9 protein-coding genes and 1 tRNA gene are annotated in these 15,423 nt (G+C 68.6%); 9 read left to right on the forward strand and 1 reads right to left on the reverse strand.

What is annotated here, in order from left to right; translation table 11 throughout:
• The first annotated feature begins 16 nt into the window (after window positions 1-16).
• Window positions 17-2,926, forward strand: coding sequence for an N-6 DNA methylase (locus tag L3078_RS31135; RefSeq protein ID WP_239757276.1), 2,910 nt, complete (start codon window positions 17-19; stop codon window positions 2,924-2,926).
• A gap of 151 nt (window positions 2,927-3,077) precedes the next feature.
• Here the strand turns inward: L3078_RS31135 and L3078_RS31140 are convergent.
• Window positions 3,078-3,149: transfer RNA gene (locus L3078_RS31140), tRNA-Arg, on the reverse strand.
• 172 nt (window positions 3,150-3,321) lie between these two features.
• Between L3078_RS31140 and L3078_RS31145 the strand changes: the two genes are divergently transcribed.
• The 8 genes from L3078_RS31145 (at window position 3,322) to L3078_RS31180 (ending at window position 15,258) form a co-directional block, all read left to right on the forward strand.
• Window positions 3,322-3,858, forward strand: coding sequence for a response regulator (locus tag L3078_RS31145; protein WP_239757277.1), 537 nt, complete (start codon window positions 3,322-3,324; stop codon window positions 3,856-3,858).
• A gap of 207 nt (window positions 3,859-4,065) precedes the next feature.
• Window positions 4,066-5,319 (forward strand): ArgS-related anticodon-binding protein NrtL, encoded by a 1,254-nt coding sequence (nrtL, locus tag L3078_RS31150; RefSeq protein WP_239757278.1) that lies wholly within the window; start codon window positions 4,066-4,068, stop codon window positions 5,317-5,319.
• 363 nt (window positions 5,320-5,682) lie between these two features.
• On the forward strand, window positions 5,683-7,074 hold the full coding sequence (gene lysA, locus L3078_RS31155) for a diaminopimelate decarboxylase (RefSeq protein ID WP_239757279.1): 1,392 nt from the start codon (window positions 5,683-5,685) through the stop codon (window positions 7,072-7,074).
• 163 nt (window positions 7,075-7,237) lie between these two features.
• On the forward strand, window positions 7,238-8,530 hold the full coding sequence (locus tag L3078_RS31160) for a homoserine dehydrogenase (RefSeq protein WP_033526526.1): 1,293 nt from the start codon (window positions 7,238-7,240) through the stop codon (window positions 8,528-8,530).
• Window positions 8,531-8,536: 6 nt separating this feature from the next.
• Window positions 8,537-9,595 carry a threonine synthase gene (gene thrC, locus L3078_RS31165; RefSeq protein WP_239757280.1) on the forward strand — a complete coding sequence of 353 codons (1,059 nt, stop codon included), beginning with the start codon at window positions 8,537-8,539 and terminating at the stop codon, window positions 9,593-9,595.
• Between the two features lie 335 nt (window positions 9,596-9,930).
• The gene (thrB, locus tag L3078_RS31170) at window positions 9,931-10,884 is read left to right on the forward strand and encodes a homoserine kinase (protein WP_239757281.1); all 954 of its coding nucleotides are present in this window, start codon (window positions 9,931-9,933) and stop codon (window positions 10,882-10,884) included.
• Between the two features lie 407 nt (window positions 10,885-11,291).
• Window positions 11,292-13,334: a transcription termination factor Rho gene (gene rho, locus L3078_RS31175; RefSeq protein ID WP_239757282.1), complete on the forward strand. Its 2,043-nt coding sequence runs from the start codon at window positions 11,292-11,294 to the stop codon at window positions 13,332-13,334.
• A gap of 154 nt (window positions 13,335-13,488) precedes the next feature.
• Window positions 13,489-15,258, forward strand: coding sequence for a trypsin-like serine protease (locus tag L3078_RS31180; protein ID WP_239757283.1), 1,770 nt, complete (start codon window positions 13,489-13,491; stop codon window positions 15,256-15,258).
• Window positions 15,259-15,423: the final 165 nt, after the last annotated feature.

Consider the following 15,423-nt stretch of genomic DNA (forward strand, 5'->3'; position numbering starts at 1 on the left):
CGGATAGCCTCACACCGTGCTGCAGAGCGAACTCCAAAGCAAGACCGCCCGGTTGTGGGACGCCTTCTGGTCCGGAGGCGTGTCGAACCCGCTGGAGATAGTCGAACAACTCACGTATCTGCTGTTCCTTCGGATACTCGACGCCCGATACGCCTCTCCACCACGCCAACCAACTGCCGACGAGGTTCAGTCGAATCCCGTGACCGCCGCACTACTCGATGAGCGACTGCGCTGGTCGTATCTGGTGACCCAGCCACCGCAACACATGTTCGCCGCGGTGCGTGACGAGATCTTCCCTCTGCTCCGTTCGTTCGACGGCCCGAAGTCCGGTCTCGGCGCGCACTTCACCGACGCGCGCTTCACCATCACGACGCCGGGGCTGCTCGCAAAGGTGGTGGACCTGCTGGAGGACGTTCCGGTCGACGGTGCGGTCCTCGGTGGTGACTTCTACGAGCACCTGCTGAGCAAGGTGGCGACGGCGGCCCACAATGGGCAGTTCCGAACCCCTAGGCACGTCATCCAGCTGATCATTGAGATGACGGCACCCGAAGCCGGGGAGAACATCTGCGACCCGGCCTGCGGGACAGCCGGATTCCTTGTCGCGGCCGCCGACTACATTGGTCGGTCATCTTCCGCGCTCGTGGAAGTGCGGGAGCAAGCACGACACGACCCCGGTGCCGGCACTACGTTCCACGGATTCGACTTCGACAGCACGATGCTGCGGATCGGATCGATGAACATGTGGCTCCATGGAGTCAGCAGCCCGGATATCCGGTACCGCGATTCACTGGGACAAGACCTGGGTGCGGAAGCGGAGCGCTATTCGTTGGTGCTCACCAATCCGCCATTCGCCGGCAGCCTTGATTACGAATCCACAGCCGATGACCTGCGGCGCGTGATCCACACGAAGAAGTCGGAGCTGCTGTTCGTCGCCCTGACGCTGAAGCTGATGAAGCACGGGGGCCGAGCCGCCGTCATCGTCCCCGATGGTGTCCTCTTCGGCTCGACCAACGCGCACAAAGAACTGCGCAGAACCCTGGTCGAGGACAACAGACTGGATGGAGTGGTGAAGCTTCCCGCCGGTGTTTTCAAGCCATATGCGGGAATCTCCACGTCCATCCTTTTCTTGACGAAGGCGAACGACCGAAGCGCGGACAGCGTTTGGTTCTACGACGTCACGGCAGATGGATGGAGCCTTGACGACCGGCGCGCTCCGCTCCTCCCGCCCGAAAAATTGGGGGCCTTGCCGAGCGCGCGGCTCCATCAGGCTGATCACGCCAAGAACAATCTGCCCGATGTGGTGAAGCGCTGGCTGTCACGTGGTACGAGCGAACGTGCACGCAAGCGCAGTGAACAGAGTTTTCTGATCTCGAAGGCCGAGATTGCAAAGGAGGGATACAACCTCTCCCTGACCCACTATCGAAAAGTCCATGAGGCCAAGACAGTGGCTCAGGAATGGGTGCGACTCGGGGACTTCACTGAGATCTACGGAGGATCGGTTCCGCGCAAGGAGATCGAACCGGCGGAGCACCCGAGTGATGCGACTGCCGACCGACGAGTACTGCCACCTTCCCTGCTAGACGTACAACTGCTCCCCGTCGACATGCTGCCGGTGCGCGGCAACCAACGTGAGCCCCGAATCCGGCTGCGGGAGGGGGACATCGTCGGCCGTGACCTGGCCGGCACACGTCACTGGTCACTGCTCCCATCAGCATACGACGGCGTACAGCCAGGCCAGGGCCTGATTGTCATCAGGCCGATTCAGAACCCAGTCCCTTCCGAGTACCTGACCGCCTACCTGGCAAGCCCGCAAGCGGAGCAGCAATTTCGCTTGTACGATGTCATGCCACGCATTAGGCGCCTTGATCTCGGGAATGTACGGATTCCTAAATGCGAGGGTGACGCAGAGGAGATCCGTACCTTCCTATCCAGGCTTGCCGAGGGGGAAGCTGAAGCACAGAAGATCCAGAAACGGCTTCGGGATGCGCGCCTAGCAATCTTCGAAAAGGGAACGAGTAGCGCACGCCGCACCAGGCTGAGTGAAGCAGCCGACCTGAGTTCGCTCATCGCACAGAACTTGCGTAAACAGAATGAGCGGTACCGGTTGTTCCAAGACTACCCCTACGGTATCGCCCGTGCTGTACGGAAGTTCCAGCACAGTACATCACCTGCGGAGAAGCATGAGGCCGCCCTCCAATGTGTGGAATCTCTGATCCTTTCTCTCGGAATCATCGCCCACGCCATCGCGGCGAACCGAGGGCGCCAGGAACTTCCCGAGATCGTTCAGTGGAGGAAGGCGGTGGCAGGCGGTGGCGTTTCGCTGGGGCACTGGGTAGCGGTAATCCGAGCCGTAGGCGCGGATTCCAGGGAAACAGGTGATCCAGCTTCAGGGCTGGCCGAGGCCACTGCCCTGAAGAAGGGGAAGAAGGGGCTGATGGCAGACCTCGACAAACTCGTGGCCCTGCGGAACAAGATAAGGCATGGGTCGGGCCCTCGTACTCGGGCTGAGTTCGAGAGGAGCCTGGAAGAGATCGAGCGGCTCATGTTCAGCGGCCTCTCCTGGTGCACCTTTTTGGCGCGTTCCCGGTGGGTGCACACGGACAGGCTTCGCTGGCTGCCTGAACTGGGAAGGTTCGAGGTCTCTGGACTTGTGCTGACCGGTGATCACCCTGACTTCGAACCGATCTCATTCCAGACCGACGTCCCGCTGGCCGACGGCAGCCTCTACATGCTGACCCAGCAGGACGAACCAATACAGCTCTCGCCCTTTTGTCTTCTCGAAGACTGCCCCACCTGCCTGACCCCCGAGCTCTACTACCCGGACCGCCTCACCGCCTCGACCGCCCTGCTGAAGAGCCTCGACCGAGGACACGAACTCGACAGCGACAGCGTCTATGCATCGCTACGCCCATGGACCGAAGCCTGAAGTACGCGACCGCACCGGCGAACACCAAAACCAATCGACGACCCGCGCTCGCCCCCGGCATCAGCTGCACACAAGACCCAAGCGCCACACAAAAAGACCCCGACCTCAGCGATCTCGCTGACGACGGGGTCTTCGGACACCTCGTGCAAGGTGCCCCCGGCAGGATTCGAACCTGCGCACACGGCTCCGGAGGCCGTTGCTCTATCCCCTGAGCTACGGGGGCGTGTCGGGCGCCTTGTGTGGCGGCGACGGGTAGAACCCTACCAGCTCTCCGAGGGAGATCATGAACGGGTTTTGCGGGGGTGGGGGCGGGGTTGAGCAGCCGGAGACCCCCGCAGGGGGTGGAAGTCGGGAAAACCCGGACGCGGCGGTGGGCGCCGACCTACTCTCGAGTTGTGCCAGGCGCGTCCGGCCGGGTGCTTGTTGTGGACGACAACAAGGTCATCCGGCAGCTGATCAGGGTCAACCTCGAGCTGGAGGGCTTCGAGGTGGTGACCGCGGCCGATGGTGCCGAGTGCCTGGACGTCGTTCATCAGGTGCGGCCCGACCTCATCACCCTCGACGTCGCGATGCCTCGGCTCGATGGTCTCCGTACCGCCGCCCAGCTCCGCGACGACCCGCGCACACGGCGTCTTCCGCTCGCCATCGTCAGTGCCTGTACCCAGTACGAGGTCGAGGCCGGGCTCGATGTCGGCGTCGACGCGTTTCTTGCCAAGCCCTTCGAGCCGAGCGAACTCGTTTCTCTGGTACGGCAGTTGGTCGAGCGATCGCGTTCGGGGAGCGGGGAGACCTCGCCTGACGGGATCGGCGGCGACAGTCCCATCGCCACCGCCGCCCATGGCAGCAACGGCACTGCTGCCTCCGGCGGTGCCCCGGCCAGCGGCAGCGATCACCCCGAGCACGCGGAGCGTGCCGGCCGACCCGCAAGTTGACCTTCGAGGGTTCGAGGGTTCGAGGGTTCGAGGGTTCGGGGATTCGAAGGTTCTAGGGCGCGGGGATGAGAGGGGGAGTGGTTCGGGGATCTCTCGGCCTCCGGGCCCGGCGGCCTGCCGTCCCGCCCCCGCCACCCCGTCCACATCGCGGACCCCGAGGTAAACCGGCTCGCATACCCACCCCCCTCCTCCCATACGCTTGTCCCCGTGACCCCCGTCGAGCTCTCCCGTACCGTGCTGCGCGCGGTGCGTCGTGCTGTGGACGAGGGGGAGCTGAGTGTGGCCGTGCCCGCACGCGCCGTCGTCACCCCGCCCGGGCCCGGCGGACGCGGGGACTACGCGACGAACATCGCCCTGCAGCTGGCCCGGCCCGCCGGTCGCCCCCCGCTGCAGGTCGCCGAGATACTGCGCCCCCACCTCAGCCGCACCGAGGGCGTCGCCGCCGTCGAGATCACCGGCCCCGGCTTCCTCAACATCCACCTCGACCGGGCCGCCGTCACCGCCCTGGTCCGCCGGATCCAGCGAGACCACGGCACCCAACCCGGCCATGTCAGCCAATCCGGCCATGTCAGCCAACCCGGTCAAGGTCTCGCCCCGCTCCCTTACGGCCACAGCGACGCCCTCGCCGGGCACGTCGTCCGGCTGCGTATCCCGTACGACATCCGCGCCGAGGTCGTCGCCGACGCGCTCACACGGATCGTCGGCAGCCAAGGCGGTCGAGTCGAGGTCCACCACGTCCGGCCCCATGTCACCCCAGAGCCAGACGAAGAGGCAGGGGCAACGGCGGGAGCAAGGGCGGGGACGGCGACTCGGGCAGAGTCGGAGGAGGTCTGCGAGCACGTCTCTCCCGACGAACCGGCGACCACCCCCATCGACCTCCGCCCCGTCCCCGCCCCCGAGGACCCCACCCCCCTCGGCCCCGACGCCCTCCGCTGGGCCCTGCTGCACCCGGCCGCTCACGACCGGCCCCGGATCACGGCGGACCTCCTCGTGCAGCGGGCGGCCAACCCCCTCTTCCGTGTCCGTTACGCCCACGCCCGAGCCCGCGCACTCACCCGTAACGCCGCGGCCCTCGGTTTCACCGGCACCCCGGGCGACCTCGACACCCCCGACACGCTGCCCACCTCTCGCCCGGCCGTCGCCGTCACCACCCCCGACGCCACGCCCGCGCCCCCCACCGCCGTCGCCACCCCCGACGTGACCACCCCCCTCGTCAGCGCCCTCACCGAGTACCCCTCCGCCCTCGCCCGAGCGGCCACGCACCACGCTCCCGATCGCCTCGCCCGGCACCTGGTCGTCCTCGCCGACGCCCTGCTCGCCTTCCAGCACACGGTGCTGCCGCGCGGCGACGAGAAACCCTCGGCCGCCCACCGGGCCCGGCTGGCTCTTGCCGAAGCCGCCGGGACGGTGCTGGCCGGCGGCCTGTCCCTGCTCGGCATCGACGCACCCGAATACCTCTGAGCAACCCCGCGGAGCCCAAGCCCCCAGAGCGGAGATGCAGGAAGCAGGAAGCACGGAGCAGCAAGCGAGAGCAACAAGGCCTTGAGCAGACAGTCAGTCGGCAGCACATAGCCGAAGCCCAGCCCTCAGCCACGGTCACCAGAAGCCGAGCCGCAGCCGGGCCGAAGCCGAAGCCGACCAGAAGCCGAAGCCCACCAGAAGCTCAGCCGAAGCCCCGCCCCTGCCCCCAACCTCCAGCCCCCAACCTCCAACCTCCAACCTCCAGCCCAGCGCCTGCCCCCGCCCCCCGTTCCGCCCCGCCCCGCCCCACCCGCCGAAGCCCCCGCGCCCCCGCCCAGAGAGCACACAGAAAGCCCTACAGACATGAGCCGTTCCGCACACCCCGCCGGGCCCCGTCACGCCGACGTGTTGCCCGAGGGGCACTACTCCGCTCCGCCCGCCGACCTGAACACGCTGGACCCGAAGGTGTGGGCGCAGACCGTCACCCGTGGCGCCGACGGGGTCGTCAGCGTCGGTGGGATCGATGTGAAGGCGCTCGCGGAGGAGTTCGGCACGCCCGCGTACTTCGTCGACGAGGCCGACTTCCGCGCGCGGGCGCGCGCCTGGCGCACCGCGTTCGGGCAGGACGCCGACGTGTTCTACGCAGGCAAGGCGTTCCTGTCCCGTGCCATCGTGCGCTGGCTGCACGAGGAGGGGCTCAACCTCGACGTCTGCTCCGGCGGCGAACTCGCGACCGCGCTCTCCGCCGGTATGCCCGCCGACCGCATCGCCTTCCACGGCAACAACAAGTCCGAGGACGAGATCCGCCGGGCCGTCGAGGCCGGCGTCGGGCGGATCGTGCTCGACTCGTTCCAGGAGATCGTGCGGGTCGCGCACATCGCCCAGTCCCTCGGCACGCGGCAGCGGGTGCAGATCCGTGTCACCGTCGGCGTCGAGGCCCACACCCACGAGTTCATCGCCACCGCCCACGAGGACCAGAAGTTCGGGATCCCGCTGGCCGGGGGGCAGGCCGCCGAGGCCGTACGGCGGGCGCTCAAGCTCGACGGGCTCGAACTGATCGGGATCCACAGCCACATCGGATCGCAGATCTTCGACACCTCCGGGTTCGAGGTCGCCGCCCACCGCGTCGTCGGGCTGCTCAAGGACATCCGTGACGAGCACGGCGTCGAACTGCCCGAGATCGACCTCGGTGGCGGTCTCGGCATCGCCTACACCAGCGACGACGACCCCCGCGAGCCGCACGAGATCGCCAAGGCGCTCACCGAGATCGTCAACCGGGAGTGCGAGGCCGCGAAGCTGCGCGCGCCCCGGATCTCCGTCGAGCCCGGGCGCGCCATCGTCGGCCCGACCGCCTTCACGCTCTACGAGGTCGGCACCATCAAGCCGCTGGACGGGCTGCGGACGTACGTCTCCGTCGACGGGGGCATGTCGGACAACATCAGGACCGCGTTGTACGACGCCGAGTACAGCGTCGCGCTGGTGTCCCGTACCTCCGACGCCGAGCCCATGCTCGCTCGTGTGGTCGGCAAGCACTGCGAGAGCGGTGACATCGTGGTGAAGGACGCGTTCCTGCCGGCGGACCTGGCACCGGGTGACCTGATCGCCGTACCGGCCACCGGTGCGTACTGCCGTTCCATGGCGAGCAATTACAACCACGTCCTGCGCCCGCCGGTCGTCGCCGTCAATGATGGAGAGGCCCGCGTCATCGTCCGCCGTGAGACGGAGGATGATCTTCTCCGGCTCGACGTCGGCTGAGGCTGCGGCTCCCGGAATCACGGGCCGGAAGATCTTCGTCTTTCGGCCCGGTGAAAATGAAATAGATGTCTCACGATCCGGACCGGGGATAGAAACTCCCGTCCGGTGAGTGAGACTGGTCCCACCGTGTTCGGTATGTCGGTATGTGAGGAAACGAGGTCGGATGATGCGTACGCGTCCGCTGAAGGTGGCGCTGCTGGGCTGTGGGGTTGTCGGCTCAGAGGTGGCGCGCATCATGACGACGCACGCCGACGACCTCGCCGCGCGCATCGGCGCCCCGGTCGAGCTCGCGGGGGTGGCCGTACGGCGGCCCTCCCGGGTCCGTGAGGGCATCGACCCCGCCCTCGTCACCACCGACGCCACCGCGCTCGTCAAACGCGGGGACATCGACGTCGTCGTCGAGGTCATCGGCGGTATCGAGCCCGCACGCTCCCTCATCACCACCGCGTTCGAGTACGGCGCGTCCGTCGTCTCCGCCAACAAGGCCCTCCTCGCCCAGGACGGCGCCGCCCTGCACGCCGCCGCCGGGGACCACGACGCGGACCTCTACTACGAGGCCGCCGTGGCCGGTGCCATCCCGCTGATCCGGCCGCTGCGCGAGTCCCTCGCCGGCGACAAGATCAACCGGGTGATGGGCATCGTCAACGGGACGACCAACTTCATCCTCGACAAGATGGACACCACGGGGGCGGGTTATCAGGAGGCCCTCGACGAGGCAACCGCTCTCGGGTACGCGGAGGCCGACCCGACCGCCGACGTCGAGGGGTTCGACGCCGCCGCCAAGGCCGCGATCCTCGCCGGTATCGCCTTCCACTCGCGCGTACGCCTCGACGACGTGTACCGCGAGGGAATGACCGAGGTGACGGCGGCCGACTTCGCCTCCGCCAAGAACATGGGCTGCACCATCAAGCTCCTCGCCATCTGCGAGCGGGCCGCGGACGGCGGGTCCGTCACCGCGCGCGTGCACCCCGCGATGATCCCGCTGACCCACCCCCTCGCCTCGGTGCGCGGCGCCTACAACGCCGTGTTCGTGGAGTCGGACGCCGCCGGTCAGCTGATGTTCTACGGGCCGGGCGCGGGCGGTGCCCCCACCGCCTCCGCCGTGCTCGGGGACCTCGTGGCCGTGTGCCGCAACCGGCTCGCGGGGTCCACCGGACCCGGTGAGTCCGCCTACGCCGCCCTGCCGGTCTCGCCCATGGGCGAGGTCGTCACGCGCTACCACATCAGCCTCGACGTCGCCGACAAACCGGGTGTTCTCGCCCAGGTGGCGACCGTGTTCGCGGAGCACGGAGTGTCGATCGATACGGTTCGGCAGCAGGGCAAGGACGGCGAGGCCTCTCTCGTCGTCGTCACCCACCGCGCCTCCGACGCCTCCCTCACCGGGACCGTCGAGGCGCTGCGCAACCTCGACACCGTGCGGGGTGTCGCCAGCATCATGCGGGTTGAAGGAGAGTAACCAGCAATGACCCACCAGTGGCGCGGAATCATCGAGGAGTACCGGGACCGGCTGCCCGTCTCCGACAGCACGCCGGTCGTGACGCTCCGGGAGGGCGGCACGCCCCTCGTCCCCGCGCAGGTGCTCTCCGAGCGCACGGGCTGCGAGGTCCACCTCAAGGTGGAGGGCGCGAACCCCACCGGGTCCTTCAAGGACCGCGGGATGACCATGGCCATCACCCGGGCGAAGGAAGAGGGCGCGAAGGCCGTCATCTGTGCCTCCACGGGCAACACCTCTGCCTCCGCGGCCGCCTACGCCGTCCGCGCGGGCATGGTCTCGGCCGTGCTCGTCCCGCAGGGCAAGATCGCGCTGGGCAAGATGGGCCAGGCCCTGGTGCACGGCGCGAAGATCCTCCAGGTCGACGGCAACTTCGACGACTGCCTCACCCTCGCGCGTGAACTGAGCGACAACTACCCGGTGGCGCTGGTCAATTCGGTGAACCCGGTGCGCATCGAGGGCCAGAAGACCGCCGCGTTCGAGATCGTGGACATGCTCGGCGACGCGCCCGACATCCACGTCCTGCCGGTCGGCAACGCGGGCAACATCACGGCCTACTGGAAGGGCTACAAGGAGTATGCCGCCGACGGGATCGCCGCCAGGACGCCCCGTATGTGGGGCTTCCAGGCCTCCGGCTCCGCGCCGATCGTGCGCGGCGAGGTCGTCAAGGACCCGTCGACGATCGCCACCGCGATCCGCATCGGCAACCCCGCCTCCTGGCAGTACGCCCTGGCCGCGCGGGACGAGTCGGGCGGTGCCATCGACGAGGTGACGGACCGTGAGATCCTGCGCGCCTACCGGCTGTTGGCGGCTCAGGAGGGTGTCTTCGTGGAGCCCGCCTCCGCCGCCTCCGTGGCCGGTCTGCTGAAGGCCGCCGAGGCCGGCAAGGTCGATCCGGGCCAGACCATCGTCTGCACGGTCACCGGCAACGGCCTCAAGGACCCGGACTGGGCCGTCGCGGGCGCCCCGCAGCCCGTCACGGTCCCGGTGGACGCGGCGACGGCGGCCGAGCGCCTCGGTCTCGCGTAACCACAGCCACGGGCGCTCGCGTATCCTCTCGCCCAGCCGTTCGAAAAGACCTGAGAGCCGCGCGTAGACGGGGATTCTCGGGGGATAACCCTGACAGGACCCGACAGGGGGTGCACAGGGGGCTTACGACACGCATCGTGCGCCTCCTGTGCGCCCTATGTCGCCACAGAACCTTCCTTCGATAGGCTGTGGTGAACCCGCCCGCTGCATATGCCCCGCAAGGGCGCGGCGCCGTGCCGTCGTCGGCGGCCGCCGGGTTTCAGGTACCTGTCGAACGTCAATCGAATGTCATTCGACAATCGTCAATCTCGCAGCTCAAGGAGAGTCATCGAGCGATGGCCGGTCCAGCGTTCCGCGCCGCCGCCGTACGGGTGCGCGTCCCCGCCACCAGCGCCAATCTCGGTCCGGGCTTCGACGCCCTCGGACTGTCGCTGGGGCTCTACGACGACGTGGTCGTCCGGGTGGCCGACTCCGGCCTGCACGTCGACATCGCGGGGGAAGGCAGCGAGACGCTCCCGCGCGACGAGCGGCATCTGCTCGTCCGCTCCCTGCGCACCGCCTTCGACCTGCTGGGCGGCCAGCCCCGGGGCCTGGAGATCGTCTGCGCCAACCGCATCCCGCACGGCCGCGGCCTCGGCTCCTCCTCCGCCGCCATCTGTGCCGGCATCGTCGCCGCCCGCGCCGTGACCATAGGCGGCGACAACCGGCTCGACGACGCCGCGCTGCTCGAACTGGCCACGGAGATCGAGGGCCACCCCGACAACGTCGCGGCCTGCCTCCTCGGTGGTTTCACGCTCTCCTGGATGGAGGGCGGCGCCGCGCGGGCGATCAGGATGGACCCCGCGGATTCCATCGTTCCGGTGGTTTTCGTCCCCGGGAAGCCGGTTCTGACGGAGACGGCGCGCGGACTGCTCCCGCGCAACGTCCCGCACGTCGACGCAGCCACCAACGCGGGCCGGGCCGCCCTCCTCGTGGAAGCCCTGACCAGGCGCCCCGAGCTGCTGCTGCCCGCCACCGAGGACCGGCTGCACCAGGAGTACCGGGCGCCCGCCATGCCGGAGAGCGCGGCCCTGGTCGAGCGACTGCGGGCCGACGGCGTCCCGGCGGTCATCTCCGGCGCCGGACCCACGGTCCTGGCCCTGGCCGACGAGGCCAGCGCCGACAAGGTGGCCGATCTCGCGGGTGCGGGATGGGCCGCCAACCGGCTGGACCTCGACGCCCGAGGGGCGTGCGTCCTGCCGCTCACCACCACCGTCGCCGAACCCGGCGCCGACAGCGGCGACGACTAGGCGTTCGGTTGCCGGATTTCGAGAGGGGGAATGTTTGTTGGATCCGGTAGTGTTAACCTCAAGTCTGCACCTGCCCCAGCCATGGCGAGGTGCTTATCGTCCCCGTCCGGGACAACCATTCTTCCGGGAGTCTCCCAAGCCGCACTGTGCTTCGTACGTCAAGCTGTACGCCGTACGCAGGCACTGAGCGGTCTGCCGAGCAGGCTCCGGAACCGGCGCATCGCCGAGCCGCGTGACACAGACACTCAGTGCCACGGCCCGGAAAGCGCCGAATCACCAGAAATTCCCCTCCGCCGCCTTTGGCGGACCACCGCCCCGGCACGGTCCACACGAACAGGACCGAAGCCGGACAGCACAAACGGTCGCCGAGCCAGAAGGCCGACGTCCGCTCCAGGGAAGGACCCTTCGTGAGCGACACCACCGATCTGATGGGCGCACGTGTCGAGGACACCGCTGCCGCGCCCGCCACGGACGCCGCGCCTGCCAGCGGTGCCGGCTCCCGGCGGCGCCGTGGCACCGGCCTCGAGGGCATGGTGCTGGCCGAGCTGCAGCAGGTCGCATCCGGCCTCGGCATCAGGGGCACCGCGCGGATGCGCAAGAGCCAGCTGATCGAGGTCATCAAGGAGGCGCAGGCGGGAGGGGGTGCCCCGGCGAAGGCCGAGGCCGCCGCCGAGACCAAGCCGAAGCGCCGCGCCACCTCGAAGGCGCGCACGGGCGACGACGCCGCCCCGGCCGAGAAGGCCACCGCCGAGAAGGCCACCGCCAAGAAGGCCGCGGCGCCCGCCGAGAAGGCCGAGAAGGCCGTGGCCCAGCAGCAGATCGAGATCCCCGGCCAGCCGGCCGGTGGCGACGAGGCGCCCACCGAGCGCCGTCGGCGCCGGGCCACCGCAGACGCGGGCAGCCCCGAGACGGTCGCCGCCGAGGCCAAGAGCGAGCCGCAGGCCGAGACCCCGGCCGCGCAGGCCGAGACCAGGGCCGACGCCGGTGACCAGGGCGGCGAGGGCCGTCAGGGCCGCCGTGAGCGCGGCCGTGACCGGGGCGAGCGTGGGGACCGCGGTGAGCGCGGCGACCGCGGCCGCCGCGGCAAGGGCGACGAGCAGCAGGGCGGCGGCGGCCAGCCGCAGCGCGACCGCGGCCAGCAGGGCCAGCAGCAGGGCGGCGGTCGCCAGGACCGTCAGCGTGACAACGGCCCGCAGGACGACGACGACTTCGACGGCGGACGCCGTGGCCGTCGCGGCCGCTACCGCGACCGTCGTGGCCGTCGCGGCCGTGACGAGATCGGCGCCCCCGAGCCGCAGCTCGCCGACGACGACGTCCTGATCCCCGTCGCGGGCATCCTGGACATCCTCGACAACTACGCGTTCATCCGTACCTCGGGCTACCTGCCCGGTCCGAACGACGTGTACGTGTCGCTCGCCCAGGTCCGCAAGAACGGCCTGCGCAAGGGCGACCACGTCACCGGTGCCGTGCGTCAGCCCAAGGACGGCGAGCGCCGCGAGAAGTTCAACGCGCTCGTCCGCCTCGACTCCACCAACGGCATGGCGCCCGAACACGGCCGTGGCCGCCCGGAGTTCAACAAGCTGACGCCGCTGTACCCGCAGGACCGGCTCCGTCTGGAGACCGACCCGGGCGTGCTCACCACCCGCATCATCGACCTCGTCGCGCCGATCGGTAAGGGCCAGCGCGGTCTGATCGTGGCCCCGCCGAAGACCGGCAAGACCATGATCATGCAGGCGATCGCCAACGCGATCACGCACAACAACCCCGAGTGCCACCTGATGGTCGTCCTCGTAGACGAGCGTCCGGAAGAGGTCACCGACATGCAGCGGTCGGTGAAGGGCGAGGTCATCTCCTCGACCTTCGACCGCCCGGCCGAGGACCACACGACGGTCGCCGAGCTCGCCATCGAGCGTGCCAAGCGCCTCGTCGAGCTGGGCCACGACGTGGTCGTCCTGCTGGACTCCATCACGCGTCTGGGCCGTGCCTACAACCTGGCGGCGCCGGCCTCCGGCCGCATCCTGTCCGGTGGTGTCGACTCGACCGCCCTGTACCCGCCGAAGCGCTTCTTCGGTGCGGCCCGCAACATCGAGGACGGCGGCTCGCTGACCATCCTCGCCACCGCCCTGGTGGACACCGGGTCCCGCATGGACGAGGTGATCTTCGAGGAGTTCAAGGGCACGGGCAACGCCGAGCTGAAGCTCGACCGGAAGCTCGCCGACAAGCGCATCTTCCCGGCGGTGGACGTGGACGCGTCCGGTACCCGTAAGGAAGAGATCCTGCTCGGCAGCGACGAGCTCGCCATCACCTGGAAGCTGCGCCGGGTGCTGCACGCGCTCGACTCCCAGCAGGCGATCGAACTGCTCCTCGACAAGATGAAGCAGACGAAGTCGAACGGCGAGTTCCTGCTGCAGATCCAGAAGACGACGCCGATGCCCGGTAACGGCGACTAGGTCTCGTACCTCTGACAGCGCTGGGGCCACCCTCTTGGTGAGGGTGGCCCCAGTTTTCTGTAGGCGACACGTGTACGATCACGGTCTTCCACGATCAGGTTCTTCACGTTCTGATCAAGCATGCTCAACCATTGCACTCCCAGGGGGGAATTGAGTGGCTAGACCCTTGTCCGGAGCCGTTGCTGCGGCGATAACCGGGGCGCTGCTGGTGTCGTCCGCGAGTGCGGCCAGCGGCGCCGACTCGTCCACGGCGGACGCGGTGGATGTACGGATCGCGAAGGCCATGGCGGCGGACGACACCGTCGGCAGGACGCCGGAGCCGGGGCCGTCGGCGAGTGCCGGTTCGGACGCGAGCGGGAGATCGGAGACACCGAACCGGGAGGCTCAGATCATCGGCGGTTCCGAGACCACGATCGCCTCGGCGCCGTACATGGCCCAGCTCTGGTACTACGACACCGTCCAGGACTTCGGCTTCTTCTGCGGAGGTTCGGTCGTCTCACCGACGAAGATCCTCACCGCGGCGCACTGCGTCGACAAGAACTACTACGACTGGGCCAAGTACGGCGAGGTCGTCACGGGCACCGATCAACTGCGCACAGCCGTCTACAACGATGACGGCAGCCTGAGCCACATGGACTACCACGGCGGCACGGTCACCAAGCTGTCGCGCCAGTGGAACCACACCTCGTACAACGAGGCCAAGATCGACAATGACATCGCGGTACTCACACTGAGGGAGCCCGTCAAGGCCTCGCCGATCAAGATGACGACGTCGACCGACACGGCCTCGTACACGGCGGGCACCAGCGCGAGGGCCTATGGCTGGGGCCGCACCAGCTCCAAGACCCAGGACATCTCGCAGACGCTGAAGACGGCCACGCTGCCGATCGTCAGCGACACGACCTGCGCGAACACCTGGAGCCCCTACTTCGTCAAGGGGCACATGGTCTGCGCCGGCAAGCCGTCCGGCGGCACCGACGCCACGACCACCGCCACCTGCAACGGTGACTCCGGTGGCCCGCTCGTCGTGGGCGGCAAGGTCGTCGGCGTCGTCTCATGGGGCGTCGAGGACTGCGTGTGGCCTGACGCCTACCCGGTCTTCGCCAAGGTCAGCACCTACGTCGGCGCGACCCAGCCGCGGGTCGACGACGCCGCCATCACCCGGGACGGCAAGGCCGACGTCTTCCTGCGCAACAAGGAGACCGGCACGGGTTACGTCCGCGCCTCCACGGGCTCCGCGCTCGGCGACCGCAAGGCCCTGACCGCCGAGGGCAGCTGGAAGGGCTACAACCTGCTCCAGCAGACCGACCTGAACCGGGACGGCTACCAGGACTTCGTCCTGCGCCGCTCCTCCGACGGTGACGTCTTCTGGCGGCGGTACGTGCCCTCGTCCAGCAGCTGGACGACCACGCAGATCTTCGACAACTGGGCCACCCGCACCCGGATCATCACTCCCGGCGACGTCACCGGCGACGCCCTGCCCGACCTGCTCTCGGTCGACTCGGCGGGCGCCCTGTGGATCTACCCGGGCAAGGGCAACGGGACGTTCTCGACCCGCGTCAAGGTCGGCACGGGCTGGAACACGTACAACGCGGTCCTCGGTCACGGCGACTTCACCGGCGACGGCAAGGCCGACCTGATCGCGCGCACCAAGACCGGCTCGGACGTGTACCTCTACAAGGGCACCGGCAAGTCGGGCACGGGCGCGTTCGCCACCCGGATCAAGGTCCGCTCGGACTGGAGCGCCTACAACACGCTCATCACTCCCGGTGACGTGAGCGGCGACGGCAAGGCGGACCTGCTGGCCCGTACGCCGGCCGGCACGCTGTACCTCTACAAGGGCACCGGCAAGGCCACGAGCGAGATCTTCAGCACACGGGTCTCGGTCGGGACCAGCTACGCCCAGTACGACCTGCTCGGCTGAAACACCAGGTGAGCCCGGTCCCGCCGGACTCATCCGTCACACACGGTGCCCATCGCGCTTTGCGCGATGGGCACCGTTCGTTGTGCAACCCTTTCCCGGCATATCCCGTCTGACCGGGCGGAGCGGCCACGGAGCGCCGAGAAAAGCGTCATGGCCGCGTCCGAC

Source organism: Streptomyces deccanensis (assembly GCF_022385335.1).
Classification (GTDB): domain Bacteria; phylum Actinomycetota; class Actinomycetes; order Streptomycetales; family Streptomycetaceae; genus Streptomyces; species Streptomyces deccanensis.

Coding starts and splice junctions, on each gene's coding strand:
- lysA (WP_239757279.1), top strand. CDS start 5,683: ATGAGCCGTTCCGCACACCCCGCCGGGCCCCGTCACGCCGACGTGTTG.
- L3078_RS31160 (WP_033526526.1), top strand. CDS start 7,238: ATGATGCGTACGCGTCCGCTGAAGGTGGCGCTGCTGGGCTGTGGGGTT.
- thrC (WP_239757280.1), top strand. CDS start 8,537: ATGACCCACCAGTGGCGCGGAATCATCGAGGAGTACCGGGACCGGCTG.
- thrB (WP_239757281.1), top strand. CDS start 9,931: ATGGCCGGTCCAGCGTTCCGCGCCGCCGCCGTACGGGTGCGCGTCCCC.